At 69.9% G+C, this 23,517-nt stretch carries 27 protein-coding genes; 9 read left to right on the forward strand and 18 right to left on the reverse strand.

Features of this window, described 5'->3' with window-relative positions; translation table 11 throughout:
- Nucleotides 1-27: 27 nt before the first annotated feature.
- A complete protein-coding gene (locus tag EI982_RS07715; protein ID WP_157689075.1) occupies nt 28-1,116 on the forward strand; it encodes an aldo/keto reductase in 1,089 nt (362 codons plus the stop codon).
- A gap of 48 nt (nt 1,117-1,164) precedes the next feature.
- Here EI982_RS07715 and EI982_RS18325 read toward each other — a convergent pair whose 3' ends face one another.
- Nucleotides 1,165-1,335: an HVO_0758 family zinc finger protein gene (locus EI982_RS18325; RefSeq protein ID WP_199243761.1), complete on the reverse strand. Its 171-nt coding sequence runs from the start codon at nt 1,333-1,335 to the stop codon at nt 1,165-1,167.
- 100 nt (nt 1,336-1,435) lie between these two features.
- On the opposite strand from EI982_RS18325, the gene EI982_RS07720 reads away from it, so the two are divergent.
- The 3 genes from EI982_RS07720 (at nt 1,436) to EI982_RS07730 (ending at nt 3,689) form a co-directional block, all read left to right on the forward strand.
- Nucleotides 1,436-2,524, forward strand: a complete 1,089-nt coding sequence (locus EI982_RS07720) for a glycosyltransferase family protein (RefSeq protein ID WP_157689078.1) — start codon at nt 1,436-1,438, stop codon at nt 2,522-2,524.
- A gap of 2 nt (nt 2,525-2,526) precedes the next feature.
- Nucleotides 2,527-3,009: a DUF7109 family protein gene (locus EI982_RS07725; protein ID WP_199243800.1), complete on the forward strand. Its 483-nt coding sequence runs from the start codon at nt 2,527-2,529 to the stop codon at nt 3,007-3,009.
- Nucleotides 3,010-3,089: 80 nt separating this feature from the next.
- Entirely contained in the window at nt 3,090-3,689 is a 600-nt protein-coding gene (locus tag EI982_RS07730; protein ID WP_157689082.1) for an NUDIX hydrolase, read from the forward strand.
- A 10-nt stretch (nt 3,690-3,699) separates the two neighbouring features.
- Here the strand turns inward: EI982_RS07730 and EI982_RS07735 are convergent, their stop codons facing one another.
- The 3 genes from EI982_RS07735 to EI982_RS07740 are packed head-to-tail and all read right to left on the reverse strand — an operon-like array spanning nt 3,700 to nt 6,270.
- Nucleotides 3,700-4,182, reverse strand: a complete 483-nt coding sequence (locus EI982_RS07735; RefSeq protein ID WP_157689084.1) for an Hsp20/alpha crystallin family protein — start codon at nt 4,180-4,182, stop codon at nt 3,700-3,702.
- Nucleotides 4,179-4,337, reverse strand: a complete 159-nt coding sequence (locus EI982_RS18330; RefSeq protein WP_199243762.1) for a DUF7559 family protein — start codon at nt 4,335-4,337, stop codon at nt 4,179-4,181. Before EI982_RS18330 ends, EI982_RS07735 begins: the two co-directional genes overlap by 4 nt.
- 58 nt (nt 4,338-4,395) lie before the next feature.
- Nucleotides 4,396-6,270: a protein kinase domain-containing protein gene (locus EI982_RS07740; RefSeq protein ID WP_157689086.1), complete on the reverse strand. Its 1,875-nt coding sequence runs from the start codon at nt 6,268-6,270 to the stop codon at nt 4,396-4,398.
- An 83-nt stretch (nt 6,271-6,353) separates the two neighbouring features.
- Between EI982_RS07740 and EI982_RS07745 the strand changes: the two genes are divergently transcribed.
- Nucleotides 6,354-8,075 (forward strand): radical SAM protein, encoded by a 1,722-nt coding sequence (locus EI982_RS07745; protein ID WP_157689088.1) that lies wholly within the window; start codon nt 6,354-6,356, stop codon nt 8,073-8,075.
- On the opposite strand, the gene EI982_RS07750 is transcribed toward EI982_RS07745, so the two are convergent.
- From EI982_RS07750 to trpC, 9 genes are read right to left on the reverse strand one after another with little or no spacing between them, the layout of a single operon-like run.
- On the reverse strand, nt 8,072-9,040 hold the full coding sequence (locus tag EI982_RS07750; RefSeq protein ID WP_157689090.1) for a hypothetical protein: 969 nt from the start codon (nt 9,038-9,040) through the stop codon (nt 8,072-8,074). The genes EI982_RS07745 and EI982_RS07750 overlap by 4 nt on opposite strands.
- 42 nt (nt 9,041-9,082) lie before the next feature.
- Complete coding sequence (locus EI982_RS07755; RefSeq protein WP_157689092.1) at nt 9,083-9,487, reverse strand: TRAM domain-containing protein; 405 nt, start codon at nt 9,485-9,487, stop codon at nt 9,083-9,085.
- A gap of 52 nt (nt 9,488-9,539) precedes the next feature.
- Complete coding sequence (locus EI982_RS07760; protein WP_157689094.1) at nt 9,540-10,190, reverse strand: YkgJ family cysteine cluster protein; 651 nt, start codon at nt 10,188-10,190, stop codon at nt 9,540-9,542.
- A gap of 36 nt (nt 10,191-10,226) precedes the next feature.
- The gene (locus tag EI982_RS07765) at nt 10,227-11,000 is read right to left on the reverse strand and encodes an MBL fold metallo-hydrolase (RefSeq protein ID WP_157689096.1); all 774 of its coding nucleotides are present in this window, start codon (nt 10,998-11,000) and stop codon (nt 10,227-10,229) included.
- 4 nt (nt 11,001-11,004) lie between these two features.
- Nucleotides 11,005-12,180, reverse strand: coding sequence for a 3-dehydroquinate synthase II (locus tag EI982_RS07770; RefSeq protein ID WP_157689098.1), 1,176 nt, complete (start codon nt 12,178-12,180; stop codon nt 11,005-11,007).
- A 45-nt stretch (nt 12,181-12,225) separates the two neighbouring features.
- On the reverse strand, nt 12,226-13,017 hold the full coding sequence (locus tag EI982_RS07775) for a 2-amino-3,7-dideoxy-D-threo-hept-6-ulosonate synthase (RefSeq protein ID WP_157689100.1): 792 nt from the start codon (nt 13,015-13,017) through the stop codon (nt 12,226-12,228).
- 27 nt (nt 13,018-13,044) lie between these two features.
- Nucleotides 13,045-13,884, reverse strand: coding sequence for a tryptophan synthase subunit alpha (gene trpA, locus EI982_RS07780; RefSeq protein ID WP_157689102.1), 840 nt, complete (start codon nt 13,882-13,884; stop codon nt 13,045-13,047).
- Nucleotides 13,884-15,131 carry a tryptophan synthase subunit beta gene (gene trpB, locus EI982_RS07785; protein ID WP_157689104.1) on the reverse strand — a complete coding sequence of 416 codons (1,248 nt, stop codon included), beginning with the start codon at nt 15,129-15,131 and terminating at the stop codon, nt 13,884-13,886. The genes trpA and trpB overlap by 1 nt, the downstream gene beginning before the upstream one ends.
- Nucleotides 15,128-15,883: an indole-3-glycerol phosphate synthase gene (trpC, locus tag EI982_RS07790; RefSeq protein WP_157691093.1), complete on the reverse strand. Its 756-nt coding sequence runs from the start codon at nt 15,881-15,883 to the stop codon at nt 15,128-15,130. Before trpC ends, trpB begins: the two co-directional genes overlap by 4 nt.
- 105 nt (nt 15,884-15,988) lie before the next feature.
- Between trpC and EI982_RS07795 the strand changes: the two genes are divergently transcribed.
- Entirely contained in the window at nt 15,989-16,432 is a 444-nt protein-coding gene (locus EI982_RS07795; RefSeq protein WP_157689106.1) for an MGMT family protein, read from the forward strand.
- Nucleotides 16,433-16,447: 15 nt separating this feature from the next.
- Here EI982_RS07795 and EI982_RS07800 read toward each other — a convergent pair whose 3' ends face one another.
- A complete protein-coding gene (locus EI982_RS07800; RefSeq protein ID WP_157689108.1) occupies nt 16,448-17,197 on the reverse strand; it encodes a CPBP family intramembrane glutamic endopeptidase in 750 nt (249 codons plus the stop codon).
- A 2-nt stretch (nt 17,198-17,199) separates the two neighbouring features.
- Nucleotides 17,200-19,467, reverse strand: a complete 2,268-nt coding sequence (gene lonB / locus EI982_RS07805) for an ATP-dependent protease LonB (protein WP_157689110.1) — start codon at nt 19,465-19,467, stop codon at nt 17,200-17,202.
- A 166-nt stretch (nt 19,468-19,633) separates the two neighbouring features.
- Here lonB and EI982_RS07810 point away from each other — a divergent pair, with 166 nt between their 5' ends.
- Together EI982_RS07810 and EI982_RS07815 are read left to right on the forward strand one after the other, a co-directional pair.
- Nucleotides 19,634-20,149: a nicotinamide-nucleotide adenylyltransferase gene (locus EI982_RS07810; protein WP_157689112.1), complete on the forward strand. Its 516-nt coding sequence runs from the start codon at nt 19,634-19,636 to the stop codon at nt 20,147-20,149.
- Nucleotides 20,146-20,907 carry an SAM hydrolase/SAM-dependent halogenase family protein gene (locus EI982_RS07815; protein WP_157689114.1) on the forward strand — a complete coding sequence of 254 codons (762 nt, stop codon included), beginning with the start codon at nt 20,146-20,148 and terminating at the stop codon, nt 20,905-20,907. The genes EI982_RS07810 and EI982_RS07815 overlap by 4 nt, the downstream gene beginning before the upstream one ends.
- A 16-nt stretch (nt 20,908-20,923) precedes the next feature.
- Here EI982_RS07815 and EI982_RS07820 read toward each other — a convergent pair whose 3' ends face one another.
- Both EI982_RS07820 and EI982_RS07825 read right to left on the reverse strand, forming a co-directional pair.
- On the reverse strand, nt 20,924-21,826 hold the full coding sequence (locus EI982_RS07820; protein ID WP_157689116.1) for a glycosyltransferase family 2 protein: 903 nt from the start codon (nt 21,824-21,826) through the stop codon (nt 20,924-20,926).
- A gap of 127 nt (nt 21,827-21,953) precedes the next feature.
- Nucleotides 21,954-22,658: a class I SAM-dependent methyltransferase gene (locus EI982_RS07825; protein WP_157689118.1), complete on the reverse strand. Its 705-nt coding sequence runs from the start codon at nt 22,656-22,658 to the stop codon at nt 21,954-21,956.
- A gap of 146 nt (nt 22,659-22,804) precedes the next feature.
- Between EI982_RS07825 and EI982_RS07830 the strand changes: the two genes are divergently transcribed.
- On the forward strand, nt 22,805-23,077 hold the full coding sequence (locus EI982_RS07830; protein WP_121920910.1) for a winged helix-turn-helix domain-containing protein: 273 nt from the start codon (nt 22,805-22,807) through the stop codon (nt 23,075-23,077).
- Here the strand turns inward: EI982_RS07830 and EI982_RS07835 are convergent, their stop codons facing one another.
- Nucleotides 23,078-23,476: a DUF7575 domain-containing protein gene (locus EI982_RS07835; RefSeq protein ID WP_157689120.1), complete on the reverse strand. Its 399-nt coding sequence runs from the start codon at nt 23,474-23,476 to the stop codon at nt 23,078-23,080.
- Between the last annotated feature and the right edge of the window lie 41 nt (nt 23,477-23,517).

Below are 23,517 nucleotides of genomic sequence, written 5' to 3' on the forward strand. Positions count from 1 at the left end.
TTTGTTCCGGTCGCGCGTAGCGGGCGCATGGCGACTGCACGCGGCACCTGGGGGTATCGGGACCGCTTCGGCGACGACTTCGGCCGGACCTACTTCCGCCGGTTCGGCCCCGGTGTCGTCTCGAGCGTCGGTCTCGGCACCTATCTCGGCGATCCGACCGAGACCGTCGACGGGGAGTACGAGCGGGCGCTGGTCGCCGGCCTGGAGGGCGGGTGCAACGTCGTCGACACCGCGTCGAACTACCGGTGCGGGCGGAGCGAGCGCGTGGTCGGGCAGGCGCTGGAGCGGGCCGACGTCGACCGATCGACCGTCGTCGTCGCGACCAAGGGGGGGTTCCTCCCCTTCGACGGCGCCCGACCCGACGACCCGGCCGGCTACCTCAGGGAGCGGTTCGTGGACGACGGCCCGGTCGACCCCGCGGACCTCGCGGCCGGCCAGCACTGCATCGCCCCCGAGTTCGTCGACACGATGGTCGACCGTTCGCTCGACCGACTCGGCGTCGAGACGGTCGACTGCTACTACGTCCACGACCCCGAGACACAGCTCCGGATCCGCTCGCGCGAAGGGGTGTACGACCAGCTCGAAGCGACGTTCGAACGGCTGGAACGACGGGTCGATGACGGCGACATCGGGGGGTACGGCGTGGCGACCTGGGAGGCGTTCCGCCGACCGCCGGACCACGACAGCCACCTGTCGCTCCCGACGGTGATCGAACGCGCTCGCCGCGCCGCGGAGACGGTCGGGCGGGAGGAGTGTGGGTTCGTGGCGATCCAACTGCCCTTCAGCGCCGTCATGGCGGACGCGTTCACGACGCCGGCCCACGAGTTCGAGGGGGAGCGACGGTCGGCCCTGTCGGTGGCACACGCACTCGACGTCGACGTCTTCACCAGCGCCAGCCTCGCACAGGGCGACCTGGTGCGCGGACTGCCGGCGGGCGTCGACGCCGAACTGGGCGGCGACACGCCCGCCCAGCGGGCGATCAACTTCGCACGGAGCGCTCCCGGCGTGACCTGTGCGCTCGTCGGGACGAGCGATCGGGACCACGTCGCCGAGAACGTCGCCGCGGGTACGTTCGATCCGCTCGGTGCGCGAGCGTTCGACGCCGTCTTCGAGTGAGGGAGTCGGCAGGGGATCGATCCGGAACGGGGGGCGAGGACCGCGTGACTACCGCAGGTCCTTCCACTCCCGCCCACACTCGGGACAGGACCGGACGGCGAACACCTCGTCCGGATCGTCCCGCTTTTTCAACACCTTCTCGCACTCCGCGCAGGTGAGCCGCTCGTAGGTGTCCTTGACGAGTTCGCCGTCACGGAGCCCCTTCCGGGTCGATTTCATGTCCCAACCTTGGAGTCCCCTGTTTAAAAAACGATCCGGCCACCCCGTGGGTGTCACGACACCCGCGGGCTTTTGTCCACGCCGTTCCGAGACGCGGGTGATGGAGTACGTCCAGGAACGCGTGACGACGCTCCACGACCTGACCGACCCGACGCCGGCGGCGCCGACGGACCGGGCGACGGTGGTCGTCCCGATGACCGAACGCGAGTACGCCGGGCTGGCACCTGATCGCGTCCTCTCGGAGCTGGAGCGGGTCGATCCGGCGCGGGTCGTCGTCCCGCTCCGAGCGCCGGGCGACCGGGTCAGCCCCTTTGCGGACTGGCTCGCCGACTACGACCTCACGCTGTCGGTCCTCTGGTGCAACGGGCCGCGACTGGAGGGGCTGCTCGACGACCACGGCCTCGACGGCGAGGCCGGGAAGGGCCGGGACGTCTGGCTTGGACTGGGACAGGCCCTCGACGGGGAGTACGTCGTCGTCCACGACGCCGACACGAAGAGCTACTCCCGGGCGGACGTGGCTCGCCTCCTCTACCCGCTCGCCGAGGGCTACGACTTCTCGAAGGGATACTACGCGCGGGTCGAGAACGGCCGGCTCTACGGCCGCCTGTTCCGGCTCTTTTTCGTCCCGCTGGTGCGTGCGCTCCAGGGGAGACGGGACGCGGCCGTGTTGCGGTACCTGGCGTCGTTTCGGTACGCGCTGGCCGGGGAATTCGCGGCGACGACGGCGCTGGCGGAGCGCCTGCGCACCCAGCGGTCGTGGGGGCTCGAAGTCGGGACCCTCGGTGACGCCTTCGAACACGCCGGCTTCGCGGGGAGCGCACAGGTCGACCTCGGGACGTACGAACACGACCACCGTGCGGTGAGCGGCCCGACCGGCCTCTCGGATATGAGCCGCCACGTCGGCGCGGCGCTCTTCCGAGCGGTCGCCGACCACGGCGTCGACCCCGACTACGGGTCGCTGCCCGACCGCTACTGCGAGGCCGCCCGCTCGCTCGTCCGGAGCTACGAACTCGACGCAGGGTTCAACGGGCTCGGGTACGACCGGGGGGACGAACTCGAACAGGTGGAGACCTACGCGGCGGCCATCGAACCACCGGGACCGGACCGCCGGCTCCCGGCGTGGGCCGACGCGCCGATATCGCCGGCGGCCGTGGCGGAAGCCGCCGAGGCCGACCTGGAGGCGGCCTGATGATCCCGACCGACACCGGCGACGAACTCGCCGGCGTCGCGGACCTCTTCGGGGCGGTGACCCGCGCGGAACTCGAGTGCGCGCTCGGCGAACTCGCTTTCAAGCGTGGGGAGACGGTCGACGACGACGCGGCGACCGACGCCGTCGACGCCGCCGTCGAGAACTACTACCTCGTCGCCCTCGAACGCGAAGGGGACGAGCCGCCGCTGCTCGCGCCGGGGCCCGCGGCGTTCCCCGCGCTCCCCGAGGGGGCCGAGGATCTGCCACACATCCTCGATATCCCCGACCGGGAGCCGGACCGGGAGTCGCTCGTCGAGGCCGCGGAGCGTCGGTTGCGTGCCGACGCCGCCGGTGCGGTCGACGACGGCGACGCCGAGCGGATCGAACGGCTCCTCGACGTGAGCTACGATCTGGAGACGTGGGGCGGGGTGGACGTCGGCGACGTCCGCGCTCGTCTCGACGACGCGGCGGCGAACCACAACTGAAACCACCCCTCCGGGCGTAGGTGGGGGTGAGCAGCCGGAACCCACGATAGAGACACACCACACGACCCATCACCATGCGCATGGACCTGTCAGCCGTCGCCGACCACGCCCCGCAGACCATCGACGGCGCCGGGCGCGAGGCCGCGGTCGTCGCGCCCGTCGTCGACCGGAGCGACGGCGACGCCCTCCTGTTCACCAAGCGCGCCGACCACCTCGGCGAGCACGCGGGACAGATGAGTTTCCCCGGCGGCGGTCGCGAACCGAGCGACGCCGACCTCGAGGCGACCGCCCGTCGCGAGGCCAACGAGGAGATCGGTCTCGAACCCGGCGAGATCGACGTCGTCGGCCGTCTCGACGACATCCCGACCGTCAGCGAGTACGCCGTCCGCCCGTTCGTCTCGCGGGTGCCGGATCGCACGTACGTCCCCGACGAACGGGAGGTCGCCGAAATCGCGATCCTACCGGTCGCGGAGCTCACCGATCTCGACAACTACGCATCCGAACGCCGGGATCATCCCCACTACGGGGAGATCCGTCTCCACTTCTTCCGGGTCGACGACTACACCGTCTGGGGCGCGACCGGCCGGATGCTCGTCCAGTTGCTGGAACTCGCGACCGACTGGGAGATGCCACCCGACGTCGACCGGGTCGTCGGCCCCGACGCCGACTTTCCGGTCTGACCGCCGACCCTCACTCGTCCTCTGCGTCGTCCGTTTCGTCGGCGGCGTCCGCTCCGTCGGCTTCGTCCGTTTCCTCCGCCTCCGCCTCCGACCGGACCGCCACGTCCGTCCCGTGTGCCCGCTTCGGCACCTCGACGCGGAGCGTTCCGCTGTCGCTCAGCGTCGCCGACGCCTCGCCGGCGTCGACGTCGGCGTCCGGCGGCAGGCGCGCGCGACCGTCGAGCGAGAGGCCCCGGCCCGGGAACCGCATCTCGAAGCCCTCGTGGAAGTCGCGGAACCGGTCGAGACGAACCTGCACCTCGCCCTCGACGTAGCGCACCTGCACGTCGCTCCGGGTGACGCCCGGCGCGTCGAAGACGACGAGGTAGGCGTCCTCGGATTCGAGCACGTCGTAGGAGAGGGGTCGGCGCTCCTGGACCTTCCCGACGCCACGTCCCACCCGTTCGAGGACGGCGTTCGCCGCCGACTTGCCGAACTCCTTGAACCCGGTCATAGTTCGATCTCTTCCAGACAGTCGGTCCCCCCACAGAGCGGACAGGAGAGGTCGGCAACGGTGTGGTCGTCGGCGATGTCGTAGGTGTAGTGGTTCTCGAACATGTCGAGTTCACAGTCGTCGCTGGTACATTCGAGCTCCTTCGTGGCGGGCATGGCCGGAGGTAGTGCCGCGACCGGCATAAGTGGCGTGGAGGCGGGGGCGGGCCGGCGATCAGCGGTCGGACAGGTCCCGGAACGCGTCGCGCAGGTAGAGCACGGAGTCGTACCGATCGACCTTCGCCGTCGCCAGCGCCGTCAACAACACGTCGTCCAGCGCCGGCGGCACGTCGGCCACCTCGCTCGGCGGCGTCGGCTCCTCGTTGAGCACCCGGTGCATCACGCCCGTCGGGTCGCCCTCGAACGGCGGCCGGCCCGTGAACAGTTCGTAGAGGACCGCACCCAGTTGGTAGACGTCCGTGATGTCGTCGGCGGCCCCACGATCCGTGTCGAACTGCTCGGGGGCGGCATATTGGGGCGACAGCCCCTCGACGCTCTTCGAGTGTTCGAGCAGGTGTTTCGAGAGTCCCCAATCCGCCACCTTCGGCACGTCCCAGGCGCCCTCGACCGACCGGAAGAGGACGTTCGCGGGCTTCAGATCGAGGTGGGCGACCCCGCGGCGGTGGGCGTGGCGCACGCCCTCGGTGATCGCCTCGGCCGTCCAGAGCGCCTGCGCGAGGTCCAACTCGCCCGCCCGTGCCGAGAGGTCGCCGGCGTCCATGTACTCCATGGCGATCCAGGGGAGCGGTTCGGCGCCGTAGTCGACGACGCCGACGACGTGGTCGTGGTCGTCCAGTTTGTCCCAGGTTTCGGCCTCCGCGAGCATCCGGTCGACCGCCTCGCTGTGGAGCGTTCCCGACATCCGGGGTTCCTTGACCGCCACCGGCTCGCCACCGCGGACCGTCGCGCGGTAGACGTCGGCGTTGCCGCCGCGACCCAGCGGTTCCTGCTCGGTCAGGTCGGCGTAGTCGACGTCGAGGTTGAGGGTGCGAGGGATGCGGTCGGGTGGGCCGAGGGGGCGGGCGGTCGTCACGTCGGCCGTCCCTTCGTCGGTCGCCGTTCCGGAGGGCGTGGGATCGGCCCGCGAGGCGGTGGCGGGGTCGTCCGGCGACGACGCTTCGGTGGACCCGCCGGACGACGACGCGGCGGCGAACGGGTCGTCGGTCGGAGCGTCGGTTCCGCCGTTCGTCGGCATCGGGTCGGGAGAGGGAGCGGACGGCTCGTCGGTGACTCCGTGGGGAGGTTCCGACGCAGGTCCGGCGTCGGTGGCGGGTGTCTCCGACGAGACGCCGGGACGGCGAACCCACTCCGGATAGCGGGCATGGACGAGGGCGCCGGAGACGAAGAGGACAGCGAGGGGGACGGAGAATAGTGCGATCGGATCGGGCATGTAGTGCAGGAGTCTTACCAGCCCGAGTGCCGTGAGGCCGAGCAGAACCGACCCACCGACGACCAGAACTCGCGAGCCGAGCCACCGAAAGTGACGCCATGCGAGGGCGAACAGTATCAGCGGAGCAGTCAGCCGAAGCCAAGCGACGATGAGATTCGATTCGAAGTTCGCCCCCATGAGAAACAGGGGTAACACGCCGATGAACAGTACGAACCCGAAGACGCCGAACAGCCGAATCACGTCGCCGATGGGCAGTCCCCCGGTGTCGGCTGTCTCGACGGGATCCGATCGGGGCGGCGAGACGAGCATCACGGAGACTGCAGCTACGAGCGAGACGAGCGTGACGGGGAGCCAGTAGGCCAAGGGCGGATCCGTCCACAGAAAGATCACGAGGACAGCGAGGACACCCAACAGACCGCAGGCGAGGGTGACGTACCGACGGGGAGGGCGACGCCAGTCGAACGCGACCCAGCCGAGCACGAACGAACCGCCGGCGACGGCCATGGCCAGACTCGGGACGCGGGCGGCCAGCAAGCGATCTCCCAAACCAATCGGGGCTTCGATCTCCGGTGACGGGGACGTGAGCATCACCGCGAACCATCCGACCACCGCCACGACCGTCGCCACCCCGAACTGCACCCGATCCGACACGAGTCGCATGAGGAATATCACCCGCGAGTGACGCCTTAAATCCGGCGCCGGACACGAACACGGTTTTACGCGTCGGCCGCCAACTCGCCCCTATGACCGACCCCGCGGACCTCACCGTCACCGTCGTCGACGGCTACGTCGACGAACCCGCACACTTCGGGGTCCCGCCGTACGTCTCGACGTACCCCCGCTTCACCGCGGGGGCGCTGGTCGACGCCGGCGTGCCCGCCGGATCGATCACGTACCACACCATCGACGAACTCCGCGACGAGCGGCGGAAGTGGGCCGACGTCGCCGACGCCGACCTGGTGATCTACCTCGGCGGCATGACCGTCCCCGGGAAGTACGTCGGCGGGACGCCCGCCGAACCCGACGAGGTGCGGGAACTGGCCTGGACCGCCGACGGGACGACGCTGATGGGCGGGCCCGTCCGCTTCGGCGTCGGCGAGGAGAACGCCGGCGCCCAGGAGATGGAGCGCAAGGATCTCGACTACGACTTCGTCGCCAAGGGCGATGTCGAGGCGGCGGCCCACGACCTCGTCGAAAGCGGATTGGAGGGCTTCGGCGACCGCATGCGCGACAACGAGGAACTGGACCGCTGGGCCGCGAAGGGGGCGTTCGTCGTCGAGGACCACCCCAATCATCCGGACTACCTGATCGCCGAACTCGAAACCTCCCGCGGCTGCGCGTACCGCTGTTCCTTCTGCACCGAACCGCTGTACGGCGATCCGGGCTTCCGGTCGGCCGAGTCGGTCGTCCGCGAGGTCGAGGCGCTGTACGAGCGCGGCGTGCGGCACTTCCGCCTGGGCCGCCAGGCCGACATCCTCGCGTTCGGCGGCGACGGCGAGGCGCCGAACCCCGACGCGCTCCGCCGGCTCTACGCGGGCATCCGGGATGTCGCCCCCGACCTGGAGACGCTCCACCTCGACAACATGAACCCGGTCACCATCGTCGACTATCCCGAGAAGTCACGGGAGGCGATCCGGATCATCGCCGAACACAACACGGCGGGCGACACCGCGGCCTTCGGCCTCGAATCGGCCGATCCCGTCGTCCGCGAGGAGAACAACCTGCTCGTCTCGGCCGACGAGTGTCTGGAGGCGGTTCGCGTCGTCAACGAGGAGGCGGGCTGGCGGCCGGGCGACGACCCCGACGACGCACCCACCGTCGGCGAGTCGGCGGCGGATCGCCTGCCGAAGCTCCTCCCGGGGATCAACCTCGTCCACGGCCTCCAAGGCGAGCGCCGGGAGACCTTCGAGCACAACAAGCGGTTCCTCCAGCGCGTCTACGACGAGGGGCTGATGCTCCGCCGGATCAACATCCGGCAGGTGATGGCCTTCGCGGGGACGGAGATGAGCGACACGGGGGCGGACATCGCCCGCGACCACAAGGAACTGTTCACGGAGTACAAACGCGAGGTGCGCGAGGAGATCGACCGCCCGATGCTCCGCCGGGTCGTGCCCGCGGGGACGGTCCTGCCCGACGTCCACCTAGAGTACCACCAGGACGGCAAGACCTTCGGCCGACAGCTCGGCACCTACCCACTGCTCGTGGCCGTCCCCGGCGAACGCGAACTGGGGACGACCCTCGACGTCGCCGTGGTGGATCACGGCTACCGGTCGGTGACCGGCGTCCCCCACCCGCTCGACCCCAACGCGGCGTCGATGGACGAACTCGAACTGCTGCCGGGGGTCGGTCAGTCGACCGCGGGCGACATCGTCGTCAACCGACCCTACGGCTCGATTGCGGATCTGGACCGCGAACTCGGGGTCGACCTCTCGGCGTTCGCCTCGGTCGCGGAGTCGGCCGACTAGACGACGTACTCCCCGAGGTCGACGGCGTACCACCGGGCCTCGTAGTTGGCGTAGTCGACCCGCTCCGGGGTGTCGACGTCGGGCGTCGTCGCGACGCCGTCGCCGTCGCCCGTCACCCGGGTCGGCGGCCGACCGAGCGCCCGCTGGACGCCGGCGTAGGCCTCGGAGTAGGGCGCACACTCTTCGTACTCGTCGTCGATGGCCGTCTCGACGATCTCACGCTGTTCGGGCGAGAGGCCGTCGAGGTCGGTTCCGTACCGATCGAGGACGACGGACGCGAACCCCTCGGGGCCGTCCGCGAGTTCGCGCACCTCGATCCGCCGGGTTTCGACGGTGACCGACTCCCGGCCCTCCAGACCGAACCGGAACGCGCGACCACCGATCCGGAGGACGTCGTACGCGGGGTCGGGGACGAGTTCGGACCGCGCCTCGGCCTCGTCGTCCGGGTACGTGAGGACGCCGCCGAGGCCGACGGCGCGGGCGCGGTCGAAGCGCTCGATCTCCTGGGTGCGCGGGAAGCCCAGTCCCGCGTAGAGCGCGGCCCGGTCGACGGCGGGCAGGTCGTCGAACGCCGCGATCCGGCGTTCCGCGCCGTCGGCCGTCGCACCGTCGGTGTCGAGCGTGAAGCGGTAGCCGGTGCGTTCGGTCGTGGCGACGACGGGCGTCTCGACGGCGACGTACGCGCCGTCCACGACGACGTACTCGACGCCGGAGCCGGAGAAGGGAGTGCCTTCGGCGGTGATCGTCGGCGATTCGTCGCGCCGGGCGGCTCGAACGGCGGTCCGTTCGGGCGGCGAGAAGGTGTCGAGTGGCTCGCTCGCCCGCTCCGCGATCTCGGCGTCGGTCACGGGTCGCAGTCGGAGGCTGGCACCGCGGGAACAGTCGGTGCCGAAGCCGAAGCCGAAGCCGGAACAGCCGGCCGTCGCGAGCGCCGGACCGGTAGAGAGGAGGGCACGTCGGTACACACGGGACTCTCGACCGTGCGGCGACAAGGGCCTTGTGTCGGCCTAGAAGTCCTCGTCGATGATCTCGCCGACCGCGAAGTTCGACTTGACCTCGGTGATCTCGATCTTGACGCGTTCGCCGATCTCGGCCCCGGGGACGATGATGACGTAGCCGCGCTCGACCCGTGCGATGCCGTCGCCCTGTTTGCCGATGTCCTCGATCTCGACGTACCGGATCTCGCCACTCTCGACGGGTGGCTGGGGTTCCGACGACGGCGCGTCGGTCGACGAGTCCTCGTCTTCGGCCGACTCCGTTCGCTCCCGAGAGATGAGTGCGACACGGTAGGTCTCGTCGGGGTCGATCGACCCCGTCTCGATCTCGCGTTGCGGTACCTCGATCACGTACGTGTCGTCCTCCGCCCGTACGCGCTCGCTGAACAGACACAGCAGTTTATCTGAGATCTCCACAATCTAAACCTCCATGCGGTTCTGTGGCGGAATCGTTAAAGGTGTATCGCCGTCATCGAGACCGTCCGTCGGGCGTTTTCGCCCCTTCGGAGTCGTGGACGACGACCTCGCCCGGCCCGGTCTCGACCGGGGTGTAGGCGTCGCGGACGTCGATGGCTTCCGTCAGTTCGCGGATCGCCCGTTCCTTGAGCGCCGCGGCCAGATCCTCGGCGTCCGCACGCGAGACGTCGCGGCCGAGACCCTCGCACTCGTGGGCGCGGACCATCCCCGCCTCGTCGACGGCCTCGCCCATCGGTTGGCTCGTCCCGCCGAGCGCGACGCTGAACGGGTAGGTCTCGCAGATCAGCGGCCGGTCCCCGTGGACGGTACACCGCCCCTCGCCCTCGCGCTCCTCGTAGAACGTACAGTCCCCGCAGGCGTCGGTCGCCAGAGCCCACTCGAAGGTCTCGCCCTCGGGGCCGTCCGGCCCCTCGGAGAGCCCGTAGGGCATCGGCCGCGCCACGTCGCGCCAGTCGTAGTCGGTCGCCGCCTGCAGATCCCGCACCTCGTCGGGGAACACCGTCGCGGTGTGTGGGTCGTCGTCGTCCGCCTTACAGCACGCGCCACACCGGGTACACTCGAAGCCGATGGACTCGATGGCGTCGGCGAGGTCGCTCACGTCGAGGGCCCGCGCCCGTTCGAGTTCGGTTTCGAGCGGGTTCATACCCCCGCTGGGGGATGGAGGGGAAAAACGTCGTCGCTACCGGGGGGCGACCCGGTCGGTCCCGGCGTCGAACCGAACCCGGCCCTCGACGGCGAGTTTGTCGAGGTGGGCACGGGCGGTGGCGGCCGCGAGGTCCCGGTAGTCGCCGAGTTCGCGGTCGTAGGCCGCGCTCACCACCGCGTCGACCGACTCGGCGCCGGCGCGGACGGCGCGTTCGATCCGTCGCTCGCGGTCGAGGCGATGGAAGTAAAGTCGGGTCAGGGTCGCTCGCGGATCGTCGATCACCGGGCCGTGTCCCGGGTAGAGGCGGGGCAGGTCGCGGGCGAGGAGTCGACGGAGGGCAACGAGGTACGCCCGCAGGTCGCCCTCGGGGGCGGCGACGGCGACGCTCCCGGTGGCGACGGCGAGGTCGCCGGAGACGACGCCGGCGCCGGTCGCGAAGGCGACGTGGTCGGGGGCGTGCCCCGGCGTGTCGAGGACGGTCGCGTCGCCGACGCGGTCACCCTCGGCGAACGTGCGGTCGGGGGCGCGGCCCGTCGCGGCCTCGAACCGCGCCTCGCGCCCGCGGCGGGCCCAGACGGTCGCGCCCGTCTCGGCGGCGTACGCGGCGACGCCGCCGACGTGGTCGGGGTGGGCGTGCGTGACCGCGACGTGAGTCACCTCGCGGTCGGCGACGGCGGCGTCGAGGTCGTCGGTGCGCCCGGCCGGGTCGACGAGGACCGCGCCGGCCGGCCCGTCGAGGAGGTAGGCGTTCGTCCGACCGCCGGGGGCCGAGGTGTCCGTCGGAACCGGGACCCGCGTGACCGTCACGGCGTCACTTCTCGATGATGCTCTCCTCGACGGTCTCGCCGAAGTGGCGCGCCCCGTCGCCGTAGTGGAGGAGGATCTCGTCGCCGGCGTCGAGGTCGGTGACGGCGGTCCGCCCCTCGCGGGTGTGGACCTTGATCGTCTCGGCGTTCTGGAGCAGCGTCTCGACGCGGTCGACGCCCTCCTCGGTCTCGACTTCGGCCTCCACGCGGAACATGGGCCGCTTTTCGATCTTGACGCGCCCGACGACGGCCTCGCGGGTGTCGCCCTCGACGTCGACCACCTGCACCTCGTCGCCGCTCGCCAGCTCGGAGAGGTACTGCGTCCCGCCGCCGGGCGTACGGACGTACGCGTGGACGGCGCCGGCGTTCACCCGGAAGGGCCGCGAGGCGACGTAGGGCGACTCGGCGGTCTCCGCGTGGACGAAAAAGAGCCCGCGGGACATCGACCCGACCAGCATCCCCTCGGATCCCTCCATGAGCGAGCCGGTATCGACACAGACGCGGTCGGCCATGCCCGTCCGCTCGACGTCGGTCACTTCGGCGTACTCCAGGTCGAGGTGTTCGCGGTCGGCGGCGTCGCGGACCTCGCAGGTCTCGCGGATCTCGTCCGGGTCGCCCGAGTCCAGCAGGACGCCGTCGGCACCGATCTCTAGCGTCTCGAAGGCCGTCTGGGCCTCCTCGGCGGTCGTGACGCCGGCGATCAGTTCCGTCTCCTCGCCGATGCGGGCGATGAGGTTCTCGAGGGGGATGATCGTCCAGTCCTCGCCGACGACGAAGGTGTAGTCGGCGTCCTCGGCGGCCGCCTCCGCGAACGTCTCGTACTCCTTGCCGAGGATGCGGACGTAGGCGCCCCGCGTCGACCCGTCGTCGCGGCGAAGCGTCGAGAGGTCGGCCGAACCCGAGAGGTCCGGCGGGAGGTCGACCGTGCCGTCGCCCTCGCCGTTCTTGCCCACGACGTAGGCGTCGGCGACGGCGCCCTCGTCCTCGGCGTCCTCGACGAGGTCCGCGTCCGAGCGGAAGGCCGCCACGTTCACGTCGCCGAGTTCGCGGACCCGCGCCACGTCCGTCTCGTCGACGAGCACCCAGTCGACGCCGGCCTCGAGGCCGGCGGTGATGCGTTCCGTTCGTGACTCCCAGTCGCCGACCGTCCCATCGGCTTTCAACCACACGCTGCGTGTCATTACCCCCACCAGAACGGGACCGGGCTTCAACGTGGCGACTGGGGGCTAGGCTTCGAGCAGACCGCCGCGCCGGAGCGCCTCGTCGACGTTCGCGTCGTCGTGGATGACCGCGGCGATGGCGCGCGTGATGGCGCCGGGGTCGTCGTGCTGGAAGATGGAGCGACCCATCGAGACGCCGGCGGCGCCGCCGTCCATCGCGCCCCGGACCATCTCGACGGTCTGACGGTCGGTGCCGCGGCTCCCGCCGGCGATGACCACCGGCAGGCGCGACCCCGCACAGACGGGGGCGAAGCTGTCGCCGTCGCCGCTGTAGCCGGTCTTGACCACGTCAGCCCCGAGTTCCTCCGCGAGACGGACGGCGTGGGCCAGCGCCTCGGGGTCGTCCTCCTCGATATCGGGGCCGCGGGCGTAGGCCATCGCGAGCGTCGGCACGCCGAGTTCGTCGGCGCGTTCGGTCACCCGTGCGAGGTCAGTCATCTGCTCCGGTTCGTACTCGGAGCCGACGTTGATGTGGAAGGAGACGGCGTCGGCGCCGGCCCGGAGTGCCGCCTCGACCGTACCGGTGCGGCGCTTGTCGGACTCGTCCGGGCCGATGTTCGTCGAGCCGTTGAGGTGGACGATGTAGCCCGATCCGTTCTTGCTGTCGTGGACGCGGGGGGCGATGCCCTTCTGCGTGAGGACGGCGTCAGCCCCGCCGTCCGTGACCGCGTCGATGGTCGATTCGATGTCGACCAGTCCCTTGACCGGCCCCATCGTGACGCCGTGGTCCATGGGGACGATCAGGTAGCGGTCGTCCGTCGAGATACGCCGGAGGCGCGCTCGTGTTCCCGTGTTCATCGATATGTTACCCTGTACCAGTGGCGCTTATGTACGTTCCGGATGCGGACGTTCGTTCCCCGACGCCCCGCGGAGCGCACCCGCCTTGAGTTCGCGGGCCTTGCCCTCCAGGCGGCTCGCGACGGTCACCGCCGGATCGCCGCGCTCGACGCCCTGGGCGACGATATCGACGAGCGCGGAGCCGACGATGACGCCGTCGGCACCCGCCTCGACGACACGCTGGGCGTGCTCGCCCGTCGAGATGCCGAAGCCGACGGCCTTCGGGACGTCCCACTCGGCGACCCGTTCCAGGCTCTCCGCGGCCCGATCCGAGAGGTCCGTGCGGGCGCCGGTCGTCCCGAGTCGCGCCTGCACGTAGACGTAGCCCGACACCTGGGACATGATGCGCTCCAGACGTTCGCCCCGGGTCGTCGGCGCGACGATGAAGACGAGTTCACAGCCGTGTTCGTCGCAGGCCTCGCGGAGCGGTTCGGCCTCCTCGGCCGGCAGGTCGGGGACGACGAAGCCGTCGATGCCCGCCTCGGCGGCCCGGCGGACGAAGTCGTCGGGGCCGCCGCCCTCGCCGAACTGGTAGATCAGGTTGTAGTAGGTCATACAGACCAGCGGCACGTCGACGGCGAGGTCCTCGACGAACTCGAAGTAGCGGGTGGGCGTCATACCGGCCTCCAGGGCGCGGACGATGGCGCTCTGGATTGTCGGCCCCTCGGCGATGGGTTCGGAGAAGGGAAGCCCGAGTTCGATGACGTCGGCGCCGCCGCGTTCCAGCGCCTCGACGTAGGCGAGCGAGGACTCGTAGTCGGGGTCGCCGGCCGCGAGGTAGGGGACGAACGCGGGGCCGTCAGCGAACGCCTCGGCGATGCGGCTCATCAGAACCCCCCCGTCGACTCGAAGGTGTCCATGTCCGGGGCGCCCTCGATGTCGCGGTCGTGGGTCTCCTCGAGGACGGTTTCGAGGTCCTTGTCGCCGCGACCCGAGACGTTGACGAGGATCACCTCGCCCAACTCCTCGTGGTGGTCCTCGACGTAGCCGAGGGCGTGAGCGGATTCGAGCGCGGGGATGATCCCCTCGAGTTGCGAGAGGCGATGGAAGCCCGCGAGCGCGCCGTCGTCGCCGACGTTGACGGCGGTGACCCGGTCCCGATCGACGAGGGCGGCGAGTTCGGGGCCGACGCCGGCGTAGTCGAGGCCGGCCGAGACGCTGTGGGACTCCATGATCTGTCCGTCCCCGTCCTGCAGGATGCGGGTGCGGGAGCCGTGGAGGATGCCCTCCGTGCCCGTCGAGAGCGTCGCCGAGTTGGGGGCGACGCCCTCCGCTTCGTCGACCTCCAGACTGCTGCCGCCGGCCTCGACGGCGTAGAGGTCGACCGACTCGTCGTCGACGAACTCGGCGAACAGGCCCATGGTGTTCGACCCGCCGCCCGCGCAGGTGAGCACCGAGTCGGGGAGGCGACCCGCCTTCTCCCGGGTCTGCTCGCGTGCCTCCTCGGAGATCACGCGCTGGAAATCACGGACCATCGCCGGGAAGGGGTGGGGACCGACGACCGAGCCGATGACGTAGTGGGTGTCCTCGACGTTCTCCGCCCAGTCGCGCATCGTCTCGCTGATGGCCTCCTTCAGCGTGCCGCGGCCGACGGTCACCGGGGTCACCTCGGCGCCGTTGAGGCGCATCCGGAAGACGTTGGGGCGCTGGCGGTTGATGTCCCGGCGGCCCATGTACACCTCGCAGGGCATCCCCAAGTGGGCACACGCCATCGCCGTGGCGGTGCCGTGTTGCCCGGCGCCCGTCTCCGCGATGATCCGGTCTTTCCCCATGTACTTCGCGAGGAGGACCTGCCCGAGCGCGTTGTTGAGTTTGTGGGCGCCGCCGTGGAGCAGGTCCTCGCGTTTGAGGTACACCTCGGCGTCGTAGCGCTCCGAGAGCCGATCCGCGCGCTGAAGCGGCGTGGGCCGGCCGCCGAAGTCGGCCAGCCGCTGCCGGAACTCGTCCATGAATCCGTCCTCGTTGTCGAGGACGTACCGCTCGTACGCGTCTTCCAGTTCCTCGATGGCGGGCATCAACGCCTCGGGAACGTACTGTCCACCGTACTCGTCGAACTTGCCTGTGTGAGAACTCATGCTGAAGTCAATCGCCGCACGTTCGCTGTCACGTCACCGTCCATGATCGCACTCCCGATCAGCAGGGCGTCGGCACCCGCCTCGCGCATCCGCCGGACGTCCGCGACCGACGCGATACCGCTCTCGGCGATCAGCGTCACGTCGTCGGGAACCGAGGGCGCCAGGGACTCGAAGGTGTCGAGGTCGACTTCGAGTCGCGCCAGGTCGCGGTTGTTGATCCCGATCAGGTCCGCACCCGCCGAGGTCGCCCGGTCGAGTTCCGCCCGCGTGTGGACCTCGACCAGCGGCTGGAAGCCACGCTCCCGTGCCGCCGCGACGAGGGCGGGCAGGTCGTCGACGAACCGCGCGATCAGCAGGACGACGTCCGACTCCACGACGTCGAGTTGGGCCTCGGTCAGGATAAAGTCCTTGCGAAGCACTGGCACGTCGACCGCCGCCCGGATCCGCTCCAGTGACGCCGGCGACCCGCCGAAATGCTCGGGTTCGGTCAACACCGACAGCGCCGCCGCGCCGCCGTCGACCATCGCTCGCGCGAGGTCGACCGGGTCGTCGTCCCGCCGACCGTCGGTCGTCGGACTGGTCGGTTTCACCTCCGCGATCACCGGCACCCGGCCGTCGGCCTCGGCGGCCGCGAAGGCCGCCGGGACGGATCGGGCCTCGACCGACACGCGCTCCTCGCCGCCGGTCCGGTCGCGGGCGGCCGACAGGATCGACCGCACCGCGGGCGCCAGTTCTTCACCATTAGCGTCCATCATTGTACACTAACGGACGTATTTGCACATAAGGCTTGCGTCCCACGGCGGCGGCGGCGCCCGCCGACGGCAACCCATATGGGCCGCGCTGCCCTCCGATCGACCATGGAAGGACTCTACGCACGCGACGCGCCGACGCTCGGGCGGGCGATCCAGGTGGGGCTGGCCGGCGACCGCGTGATCAGCGTCTCGTTCCCCGAGACGGTGCCGGCGGACGCCGATCCGGACCACCCGCTGCTCGACCGCGTGTTCGCCTACCTCGATGGGGCCGAGGACCACTTCGACGACGTCGAGGTGGCGCTCACCGTCCCGACCGAGCAACGGACGGTGCTCGAGGCGGCGCGCAACGTCCCCTACGGGGAGACGGTCAGTGTGTCGCGGCTGGCGCGACTGGCCGGCCTCGACGACGACGAGGCGGACGATCTCGAGGCCGTCCGCGCCGCGCTTCGGGAGAACCCGGTACCCCTCTTCATCCCCGACCACCGGATCGAGGGACCGGGCGCGACGCCGCCGGCGGTCGCGGAGCGCCTCCGCGACGTCGAGGCCTGACCGCGCGACCGACGGCTACCGACCGCCGACGACGAACTCCAGCGTGTTCACCAAGTAGTGGGCGATCACGACGGTCACCAGGCTGTCGGTCAGCACGAAGGCGACGGCGAGGACGAACCCGAGCGCGCCGGAGACGACGATACCGAGTCGGCCCTGGGCGCCGTGGCCGAGGGCGAACGCGACCGAGGAGAGGCCAGCGAGCAGCCACGGGGAGAGTTCGAATCCCGTCGCGAAGGCGCCGATCAGGACGCCCCGGAAGAGGAGTTCCTCGAACCCGGCGACGAGCGGCAGGACGACTCCCAGGAGCCCCACCCAGCCCACGGTCGTCTCGGGGGTCATCGCCCGCCTGAGTCGCTCGGGATCGCCGAGTTCGAACCGGTCGGTCAGCCGCGAGCCGACGGCGTTGACGACGTGGAGCGCGACGCCGAGGGCGATGCCGCCCAGTATGTCGGACCGCGCGAACGCGTCGGCCGCGAGGCCGACGGCCGCGGCCGGGACCCCCGTCAGCCACGCGCCGACCACCAGAAGCGACGCGAAGGCGCCCTGCGAGAGGACGACGTTCGCGAGCAACGTCGGCGTCGAGGGCGCGGTGGGTCTGCGGAGGGTCGCGCCGGGCGGCGGGTCGGTCGGCGTCTCGACGACGCGGTCGGTGAGGGTCGCGGGAAACTCGGGCGCACCGAGCGTGTCGGCGGAGGCGCGAGCGAGAACGAGCAGGCCCACGAGGACGACGCCGACGAAGCCGGCGAACGCCGCCCACTCGGGCACGTCTACTGCGGGCTAGGGCTGCTCGGGCCCTGACTGACGCTCTGCTTGTCGAGCGCGGAGCCCGTGATCGTCTTGAGACGGTCGACCAGCGAGTCCTTCTCGGGTTCGCCTTCGAGCGCGACGTCGAGGACCTCGCTGATGTGGCTGACCGGGATGATCTCGATCATCTCCTCGTACTCGTCTTCGATCATCACGTCCTGCATGTTCGCCTCGGGGATGATGACCCGGTCACAGCCGGTCTTGGCGGCGGCCTCGATCTTGTGGGTGACGCCGCCGACGGGGAGCACGTCGCCCCGGACCGAGAGCGATCCGGTCATCGCCAGCGACTGGTCGACACCCACGCCTTCGAGGGCGCTGATGACCGCGGTGGCGACGGTGATGGAGGCGGAGTCGCCGTCGACGCCGCCCTCGCCCGCCTGCACGAACTGGATGTGGATGTCCTTCTGGGTGATGTCCTCGTCGGAGAACTTCTTGATGATGGCCGAGACGTTCGACACCGCCTCCTGGGCCATCTCCTTCAGTTGGCCGGTGGCGATGACCTCGCCCGGCCCCTGGGAGGGCGTCACCTCGGCCATCACCGGGAGGACGATACCGGAGTCCTCGCCCATGACGGCCAGGCCGTTGACGCGACCCGTGACGTAGCCGTCGCTGACCTGGAGTTCGTAGTCCTTGCGCCGCTGGATGTAGTCGTCCGCGAGCTGCTGTTCGATGCTCCGGGAACGACCCTTCGCCTGCAGGATATGCTCCCGGGTCGTGTACTCGGCGTCCTCGGCACGGGCGATGTCACCCGCGACACGGACCAGTCCGCCGAGGTTCCGGAGTTTGAGCGTGAGGTGGCCCTTCCGGCCCGCACGGCGACGCGCCTCGAGGATGACCTCGCCGATGGCGTCGTCGGTGAAGTGGGGCAGGCGGCCGTCCTTCTCCACTTCCTGAGCGATGAAGCGGGCGTACTTCCGACGCATCTCCGGGGTGTCCTCGATGGTGTCGTCCATGTACACCTCGTAGCCGTACCCCTTGATCCGCGAGCGGAGCGCGGGGTGCATGTTCTCCATGGCGTCGAGGTTCCCCGCGGCGATCATGACGAAATCACAGGGGACGGGCTCGGTCTGGACCATCGCGCCCGAGGAGCGCTCGGACTGGCCGGTGATGCCGAACTCGCCCTCCTGGATCGCCGTCATGAGGTGCTGTTGACTCCTGACGTCGAGCGTGTTGATCTCGTCGATGAACAGCACGCCCTTGTTGGCCTTGTGGATGGCACCGGGTTCGACGCGGTCGTGGGACGGCGTCTCCATGCCGCCGGACTGGAACGGGTCGTGGCGGACGTCGCCCAGGAGCGCGCCGGCGTGGGCACCGGTGGCGTCCTCGAAGGGCGCCGTCTGCTGGTCCGCGGTGTTCACGATGAGGTTCGGGATCATCGCGTCCGAGCCACGGGAGCCGTAGCGGAAGGCGAGGTAGATGATCCCCGCCGCGAGAATGCCGAGCAGGATGTTGCCGGCGATGATGAGGGAGTACCCCAGCACGATGGCGATGATGATCCACATCAGGAAGGAGCGCATCTGGTTGCGCTTGCGGGCCTCCTCCTTGTGGGCCTCGACGATCTGATCGCCCTTCCCCGAGGGAACCGTTCGCACCTTCGGTTCGTTGCCGTCGTCGGGGTTGTGGTAGACGAGAACGTCCTGCAGTTCCTCCTTCGGAAGCAGTTCGCTCATCGCCTTCGCGAGCATCGACTTGCCCGTCCCGGGCGAGCCGATCATCATGACGTGGCGGCGCTGTTTGGCCGCCTTCATGACGACGTCGCGGGCGTGTTCCTGCCCGATCACCTGATCGACGAGGCGATCGGGGACCTTGATCTCGGCGGTCGAATCGATCTGAAGGCCACCGAGGAGGCCCTCCTCGGCATCCTCGTCGATTTCGGCGTCGATCTCGACGTCGCTGCCGAGGTCGTCGATGGACCGCTCGTCCGACTCGTCGGTCGGCGCGTCGGCCTGACCGTTGCCGGACCCCGGTCCATCGGTCGGGACAGGGACGTCGTCTTCCCAGTCGTCGGCCCCGCCGGACTCGTTACGGGAGGGATCCGGATCGACCCGGTCCTCGCTGTCACCGGACTGCGTCCGGTTGCCCGAGGAGCGTTGCTCCTCGCCGTCGCCGGCTTTGCCGGCTTCCCGAGGGATCTCCGATCCCTCGCCGTCGTCGGACGCAGTCCGACCGTCCGAGGAACCGCGCTCCTCGTCGTCGGGGGGGCGCTCGTCCGTGTTCGTGTCGTCGTTCATAGAACGGTGTCGTTGATAGATTTGAAGGGTGCGCAACTGATATACTTTCTCCCCCCAATCTCAGCGACGAAGTACGGGGATCCGGCGCAACAATCCGTCTGCGGACGAAATACGGCCCGTTCGCCGACTCGTCGATTTTATAAACGCGCGTGTACACGTCGCCACCATGCGGGGGTTCTACATCGGCCGGTTCCAGCCGTACCACGACGGCCACCATCGAATGGTCCGAGAGATCGTCGCGGAGGTGGACGAAGTCGTCCTCGGGATCGGCTCCGCCGGCCACTCCCACTCGCGTCGCAACCCCTTCACCGCCGGCGAACGCGTGATGATGGTCACGAAGTCCGTCGCGGAGTTCGACTGTACGAGCTACGTCGTCCCCATCGAGGACCTCGACCGGAACTCCGTCTGGGTGAGTCACGTCCAGAGCATGTCCCCCTCTTTCGACGTGGCGTACTCCAACAACCCGCTGGTCATCCAGCTGTTCGGCGAAGCCGGCGTCGAGGTCCGCCAGTCGCCCATGTTCAACCGCGACGTGCTGGAGGGCGCGGAGCTCCGGGAACGGATGGTCGAGGATGGCGAGTGGCGCCACCTGGTCCCCGATCCGGTGGTCGAGGTGATCGAGGAGGTCGACGGCATCGAGCGGATCCAGCGCCTGAGCGAGACCGACGCCAACGGCGCATGATCACGCTCGCCTCCGATTTCGGCTCGCCGTACCCCGCCGCGATGCGGGGGGTCATCTGCCGGCGGAGCGGCGCCCGCCTCGTCGACGTGACCCACGACCTGCCCCGGGGTGCCGTCCGGGAGTCGGCGTTCTGGCTCCGGGAGACCCTGCCGACCTTCCCGCCGGCGACCCACCTCGCGGTGGTCGATCCCGGCGTCGGCACCGACCGGGGCGTCCTGGTCGGACGGGCGAACGGCCACGCGTTCGTCGGCCCGGACAACGGCCTCCTGGTCCCCGCCGCGCGGCGGATCGCCGACGACGACGGGGTCGACTGGTTCCACGCCGACCCCGGCGACCCGGCCTCCAGTACGTTCCACGGCCGGGACGTGTTCGCGCCGCTCGCGGCGACCGTCCACGACGTCGTCAGGTCGCGAGGGATCGGTGCACTCGACGCCCACGAGCGCCTGTCGCCGGCCGACCCGACGACCGTGGACCTGCCCGAGGCGACCGTCGAGGCCGGCGACGCGTCGGGGGAGGTCCTCGCTGTCGACGACTTCGGGAACGTCGTCACGAACGTCCCCGGAACGTTCCTCGACGGCCGGGAGACGGTGACGGTGAACGGCGACCGAGTGCCCGTCGTGGAGACGTTCGCGTCGGTCGCCCCGGGCGATCCGCTCGTCACCGTCGGCAGCCACGGCTACGTGGAGTGTGACGTGAACCGGGGACGGGGGGACGAACGGTTCGGCCTCGGGGCCGGCGACGCGGTCCGTATCGCCTGATCGAGCGCCCGAGGACTCAGCGCCAGTCGTATCGCGCGACGGCGCGGTCGGAGCGATCCGAGACGCCGTGGGGGTTGCGGGCGGGTGACCGATCCTTGACGCGGGCGATCAGCCCGTCCGCGGCGCCGCGGGCGACGCCGCCGACGACGGCGCGGCCGGTGGCGAACCACTCGGTCGGGTCGAGGTCACCGCGGAGGACGTCCCGGCCCGCCGAGACGGCGTCCCGGACGGCGCGGCGGGTCGTGCCGGTCGCCACGGCCGGCCGGACCCCGTAGTTCTTCACGAGGCGGTAGGCCAGCGCCCGGAACTCGGCGCCGCGGTCGTCGGTGGCGACGCCGCCGTCGGCGGAGTACTCCCGCCGGACGCCCATCCCGGGACGCCAGGCGACGTCGTAGTCGAGGGCTGCCAGTCGGTGGGCGGCGTCGCGGTCGCCGCCGGTTTCGAGGTACTCGTCGAAGCCGTCGAGCGCGTCGACGACCCGTCGCCGGAACGCGACGTTGCCGCCGTTGAAGTACGTCACCTCGCGGGAACCGACCGTTCGGCGCTCGGACTCCTCGGTCGTCATCCCGCCGCCGAGGGTCCGGTGGGTGGGGCCGGTGACGACCGGCGCGTCGGCCAGGCCGTCGCGCAGGCCGTCGAGCCACGACGACTCGACCACGAGGTCGTAACGGAGAAAGGCGACGACGTCGCCGGTGGCGGCCTCCAGACCGGCGTTGCGGGCGACGTTCTCGGTGCGGGTCGACACCTCGACGAGGACGTCGACGTCGTCGCGGTCGCGAACCATCCCGGTAGTGCCGTCCGTCGACGGCCCGTTGACGACGACGATCTCCGCGTCCGGGACGAGGGCCGCGAGGGTGTCGAGGCCCGCCGCGAGGTGGTCCCGGCCGTTGAGTGTCGGTATCACTACCGAGAGCTCCATATCCGGTCACACCGCCTCCGAGACCATAACGATTCCCACTCGGCTCATACTGTTTATCGTAAGTCAGTACCGGTGGTTCACCAGGACGGTCCGGCGAACCACCGGTGAACAGTTACAATAATCGGTATCAGACGTGGGCGTTCCAGTAGGAGACCGAGGCGAGGTGGTCGCCGATCGGCGTGTCGCCGACGGCGGTGTCCGCGGACCGGAAGGCGCCGGCCAACTGGTTGGGGATCTTCCGGTAGAACCCGTAGGGAAGGACGAAGTCGTGGTTCGCGTCGGCGAGTTCCAGTCCCGCCCCGTCGATGAGTCGTTCGACCTCCTCGCGGCCGTAGAGCCGCGAACCCATCGGGAGCAGCCAGTTGTAGAGGACCCGCGTACTGCGGTCGTTGAACGTATCGAAGAACACTTGCTCTTTCGAGACGCGACACATCTCCGCGAGGAACTTCGCCGGCGTGTCGGCGAGGTGGAAAAAGCGCATCGCGAAGACGGTGTCGAAGTGATCGTCCGGGAAGGGGAGTCGCGCCGCGTCGCCGCGCAGGAACTCGATGTGATCGGCGACGTCCGCCGCCCGGGCCTTCTCCCGCCCCTGTGCCAGCATCGCCGAGGAGATGTCCAGACCGACGATGTCCGCCCCGCGCTCGGCCAGCATGACGGTGAACCGCCCCGTCCCGCAGGCGATCTCGAGCACCCGCCGATCCTCGATGGGGCTCAGCGCCTCGAGGACGGCCCGTTTCTCCCGGCGGTCGATCAGTCGCCCGCCGCGCGAGAAGCGCTTGGCTTCGTACGCCTGGGCGACTTCGTCCGTCTGGTACCACTCCTCTCCTTTCACGTCCCGCGTCTCTTTGCCCGAAGATTAAAACCGTACTGGATGCGGGCGCGACCGTCGTCCGTGATAAACAATGTCATATAAGGTATCTCCGGAATATGCACGCATATAGAGATAACCTTTACCACTACCGACGGGGAGGAACGGGTATGAGCACCACTGCGGCAGACTCCGTCGGCGACGACCGGCTGACCACCAGCGAATACCGCGAGCGGCTTCGGGAACTCCCCCCGAGTGCGAAACTCGTCGCCAAGGTGCTAGAGAGCGACTCGCCGCTGTCGCAGGGCCAACTCGCCGAGGAGTCGCTGCTCCCCGACCGGACGGTTCGGTACGCGCTGAACCGGCTGGAGGAGTCCGACATCGTCGGCTCCCGGTACAGCTTCAAGGACGCCCGCAAGCAGGTCTACTTCCTGCGGACGTAGTCACTCCTCCTCGGTTCGCGACCCGGCACACCACGGACAGAAGGAGAGATCCGGGTCCAGTTCCCGACCACAGGACGGACACGGGACGGTCGGCCCGTCGGCGTCGACGGCCGTCGGTCCCCGCTCCCGGCGCGCGACGGCGTACGTATCGGCCGTGTTCATCGCGAGGAGCGCGACGATCGGTCCGGTCACCCGGAGCGGCAGCGTCGAAAGCGTCGCCGTCTCCGGGTCCGCGAAGGCCGCGACGAGGATCAACCCCGTCCCGAGGACGAAGGAGAACCACGCGAACGCACGTCCCCACTCCCGGAGATAGGCGTGGCCCGCCCCGGCGACGCCGACGGCGGCGCCACAGACGCTGATCGCGACGGCGACGAGGGTCCGCCGTTCCACGTCGATCATCTCCTTCCGCACTCGGCGCGCCACTCGTTTATACTCTCGGC

Source organism: Haloplanus salinarum, assembly GCF_009762275.1.
GTDB lineage: Archaea > Halobacteriota > Halobacteria > Halobacteriales > Haloferacaceae > Haloplanus > Haloplanus salinarum.

Bases quoted from the DNA above. Each gene is read 5' to 3' on its own strand.
- EI982_RS07715 (WP_157689075.1), top strand. From the start codon at position 28: ATGGCGACTGCACGCGGCACCTGGGGGTATCGGGACCGCTTCGGCGAC.
- EI982_RS18325 (WP_199243761.1), bottom strand. From the start codon at position 1,335: ATGAAATCGACCCGGAAGGGGCTCCGTGACGGCGAACTCGTCAAGGAC.
- EI982_RS07720 (WP_157689078.1), top strand. From the start codon at position 1,436: ATGGAGTACGTCCAGGAACGCGTGACGACGCTCCACGACCTGACCGAC.
- EI982_RS07730 (WP_157689082.1), top strand. From the start codon at position 3,090: ATGGACCTGTCAGCCGTCGCCGACCACGCCCCGCAGACCATCGACGGC.
- EI982_RS07735 (WP_157689084.1), bottom strand. From the start codon at position 4,182: ATGACCGGGTTCAAGGAGTTCGGCAAGTCGGCGGCGAACGCCGTCCTC.
- EI982_RS18330 (WP_199243762.1), bottom strand. From the start codon at position 4,337: ATGCCCGCCACGAAGGAGCTCGAATGTACCAGCGACGACTGTGAACTC.
- EI982_RS07740 (WP_157689086.1), bottom strand. From the start codon at position 6,270: ATGCGACTCGTGTCGGATCGGGTGCAGTTCGGGGTGGCGACGGTCGTG.
- EI982_RS07745 (WP_157689088.1), top strand. From the start codon at position 6,354: ATGACCGACCCCGCGGACCTCACCGTCACCGTCGTCGACGGCTACGTC.
- EI982_RS07760 (WP_157689094.1), bottom strand. From the start codon at position 10,190: ATGAACCCGCTCGAAACCGAACTCGAACGGGCGCGGGCCCTCGACGTG.
- EI982_RS07770 (WP_157689098.1), bottom strand. From the start codon at position 12,180: ATGACACGCAGCGTGTGGTTGAAAGCCGATGGGACGGTCGGCGACTGG.
- EI982_RS07775 (WP_157689100.1), bottom strand. From the start codon at position 13,017: ATGAACACGGGAACACGAGCGCGCCTCCGGCGTATCTCGACGGACGAC.
- trpA (WP_157689102.1), bottom strand. From the start codon at position 13,884: ATGAGCCGCATCGCCGAGGCGTTCGCTGACGGCCCCGCGTTCGTCCCC.
- trpB (WP_157689104.1), bottom strand. From the start codon at position 15,131: ATGAGTTCTCACACAGGCAAGTTCGACGAGTACGGTGGACAGTACGTT.
- trpC (WP_157691093.1), bottom strand. From the start codon at position 15,883: ATGGACGCTAATGGTGAAGAACTGGCGCCCGCGGTGCGGTCGATCCTG.
- EI982_RS07795 (WP_157689106.1), top strand. From the start codon at position 15,989: ATGGAAGGACTCTACGCACGCGACGCGCCGACGCTCGGGCGGGCGATC.
- lonB (WP_157689110.1), bottom strand. From the start codon at position 19,467: ATGAACGACGACACGAACACGGACGAGCGCCCCCCCGACGACGAGGAG.
- EI982_RS07810 (WP_157689112.1), top strand. From the start codon at position 19,634: ATGCGGGGGTTCTACATCGGCCGGTTCCAGCCGTACCACGACGGCCAC.
- EI982_RS07815 (WP_157689114.1), top strand. From the start codon at position 20,146: ATGATCACGCTCGCCTCCGATTTCGGCTCGCCGTACCCCGCCGCGATG.
- EI982_RS07820 (WP_157689116.1), bottom strand. From the start codon at position 21,826: ATGGAGCTCTCGGTAGTGATACCGACACTCAACGGCCGGGACCACCTC.
- EI982_RS07830 (WP_121920910.1), top strand. From the start codon at position 22,805: ATGAGCACCACTGCGGCAGACTCCGTCGGCGACGACCGGCTGACCACC.
- EI982_RS07835 (WP_157689120.1), bottom strand. From the start codon at position 23,476: ATGATCGACGTGGAACGGCGGACCCTCGTCGCCGTCGCGATCAGCGTC.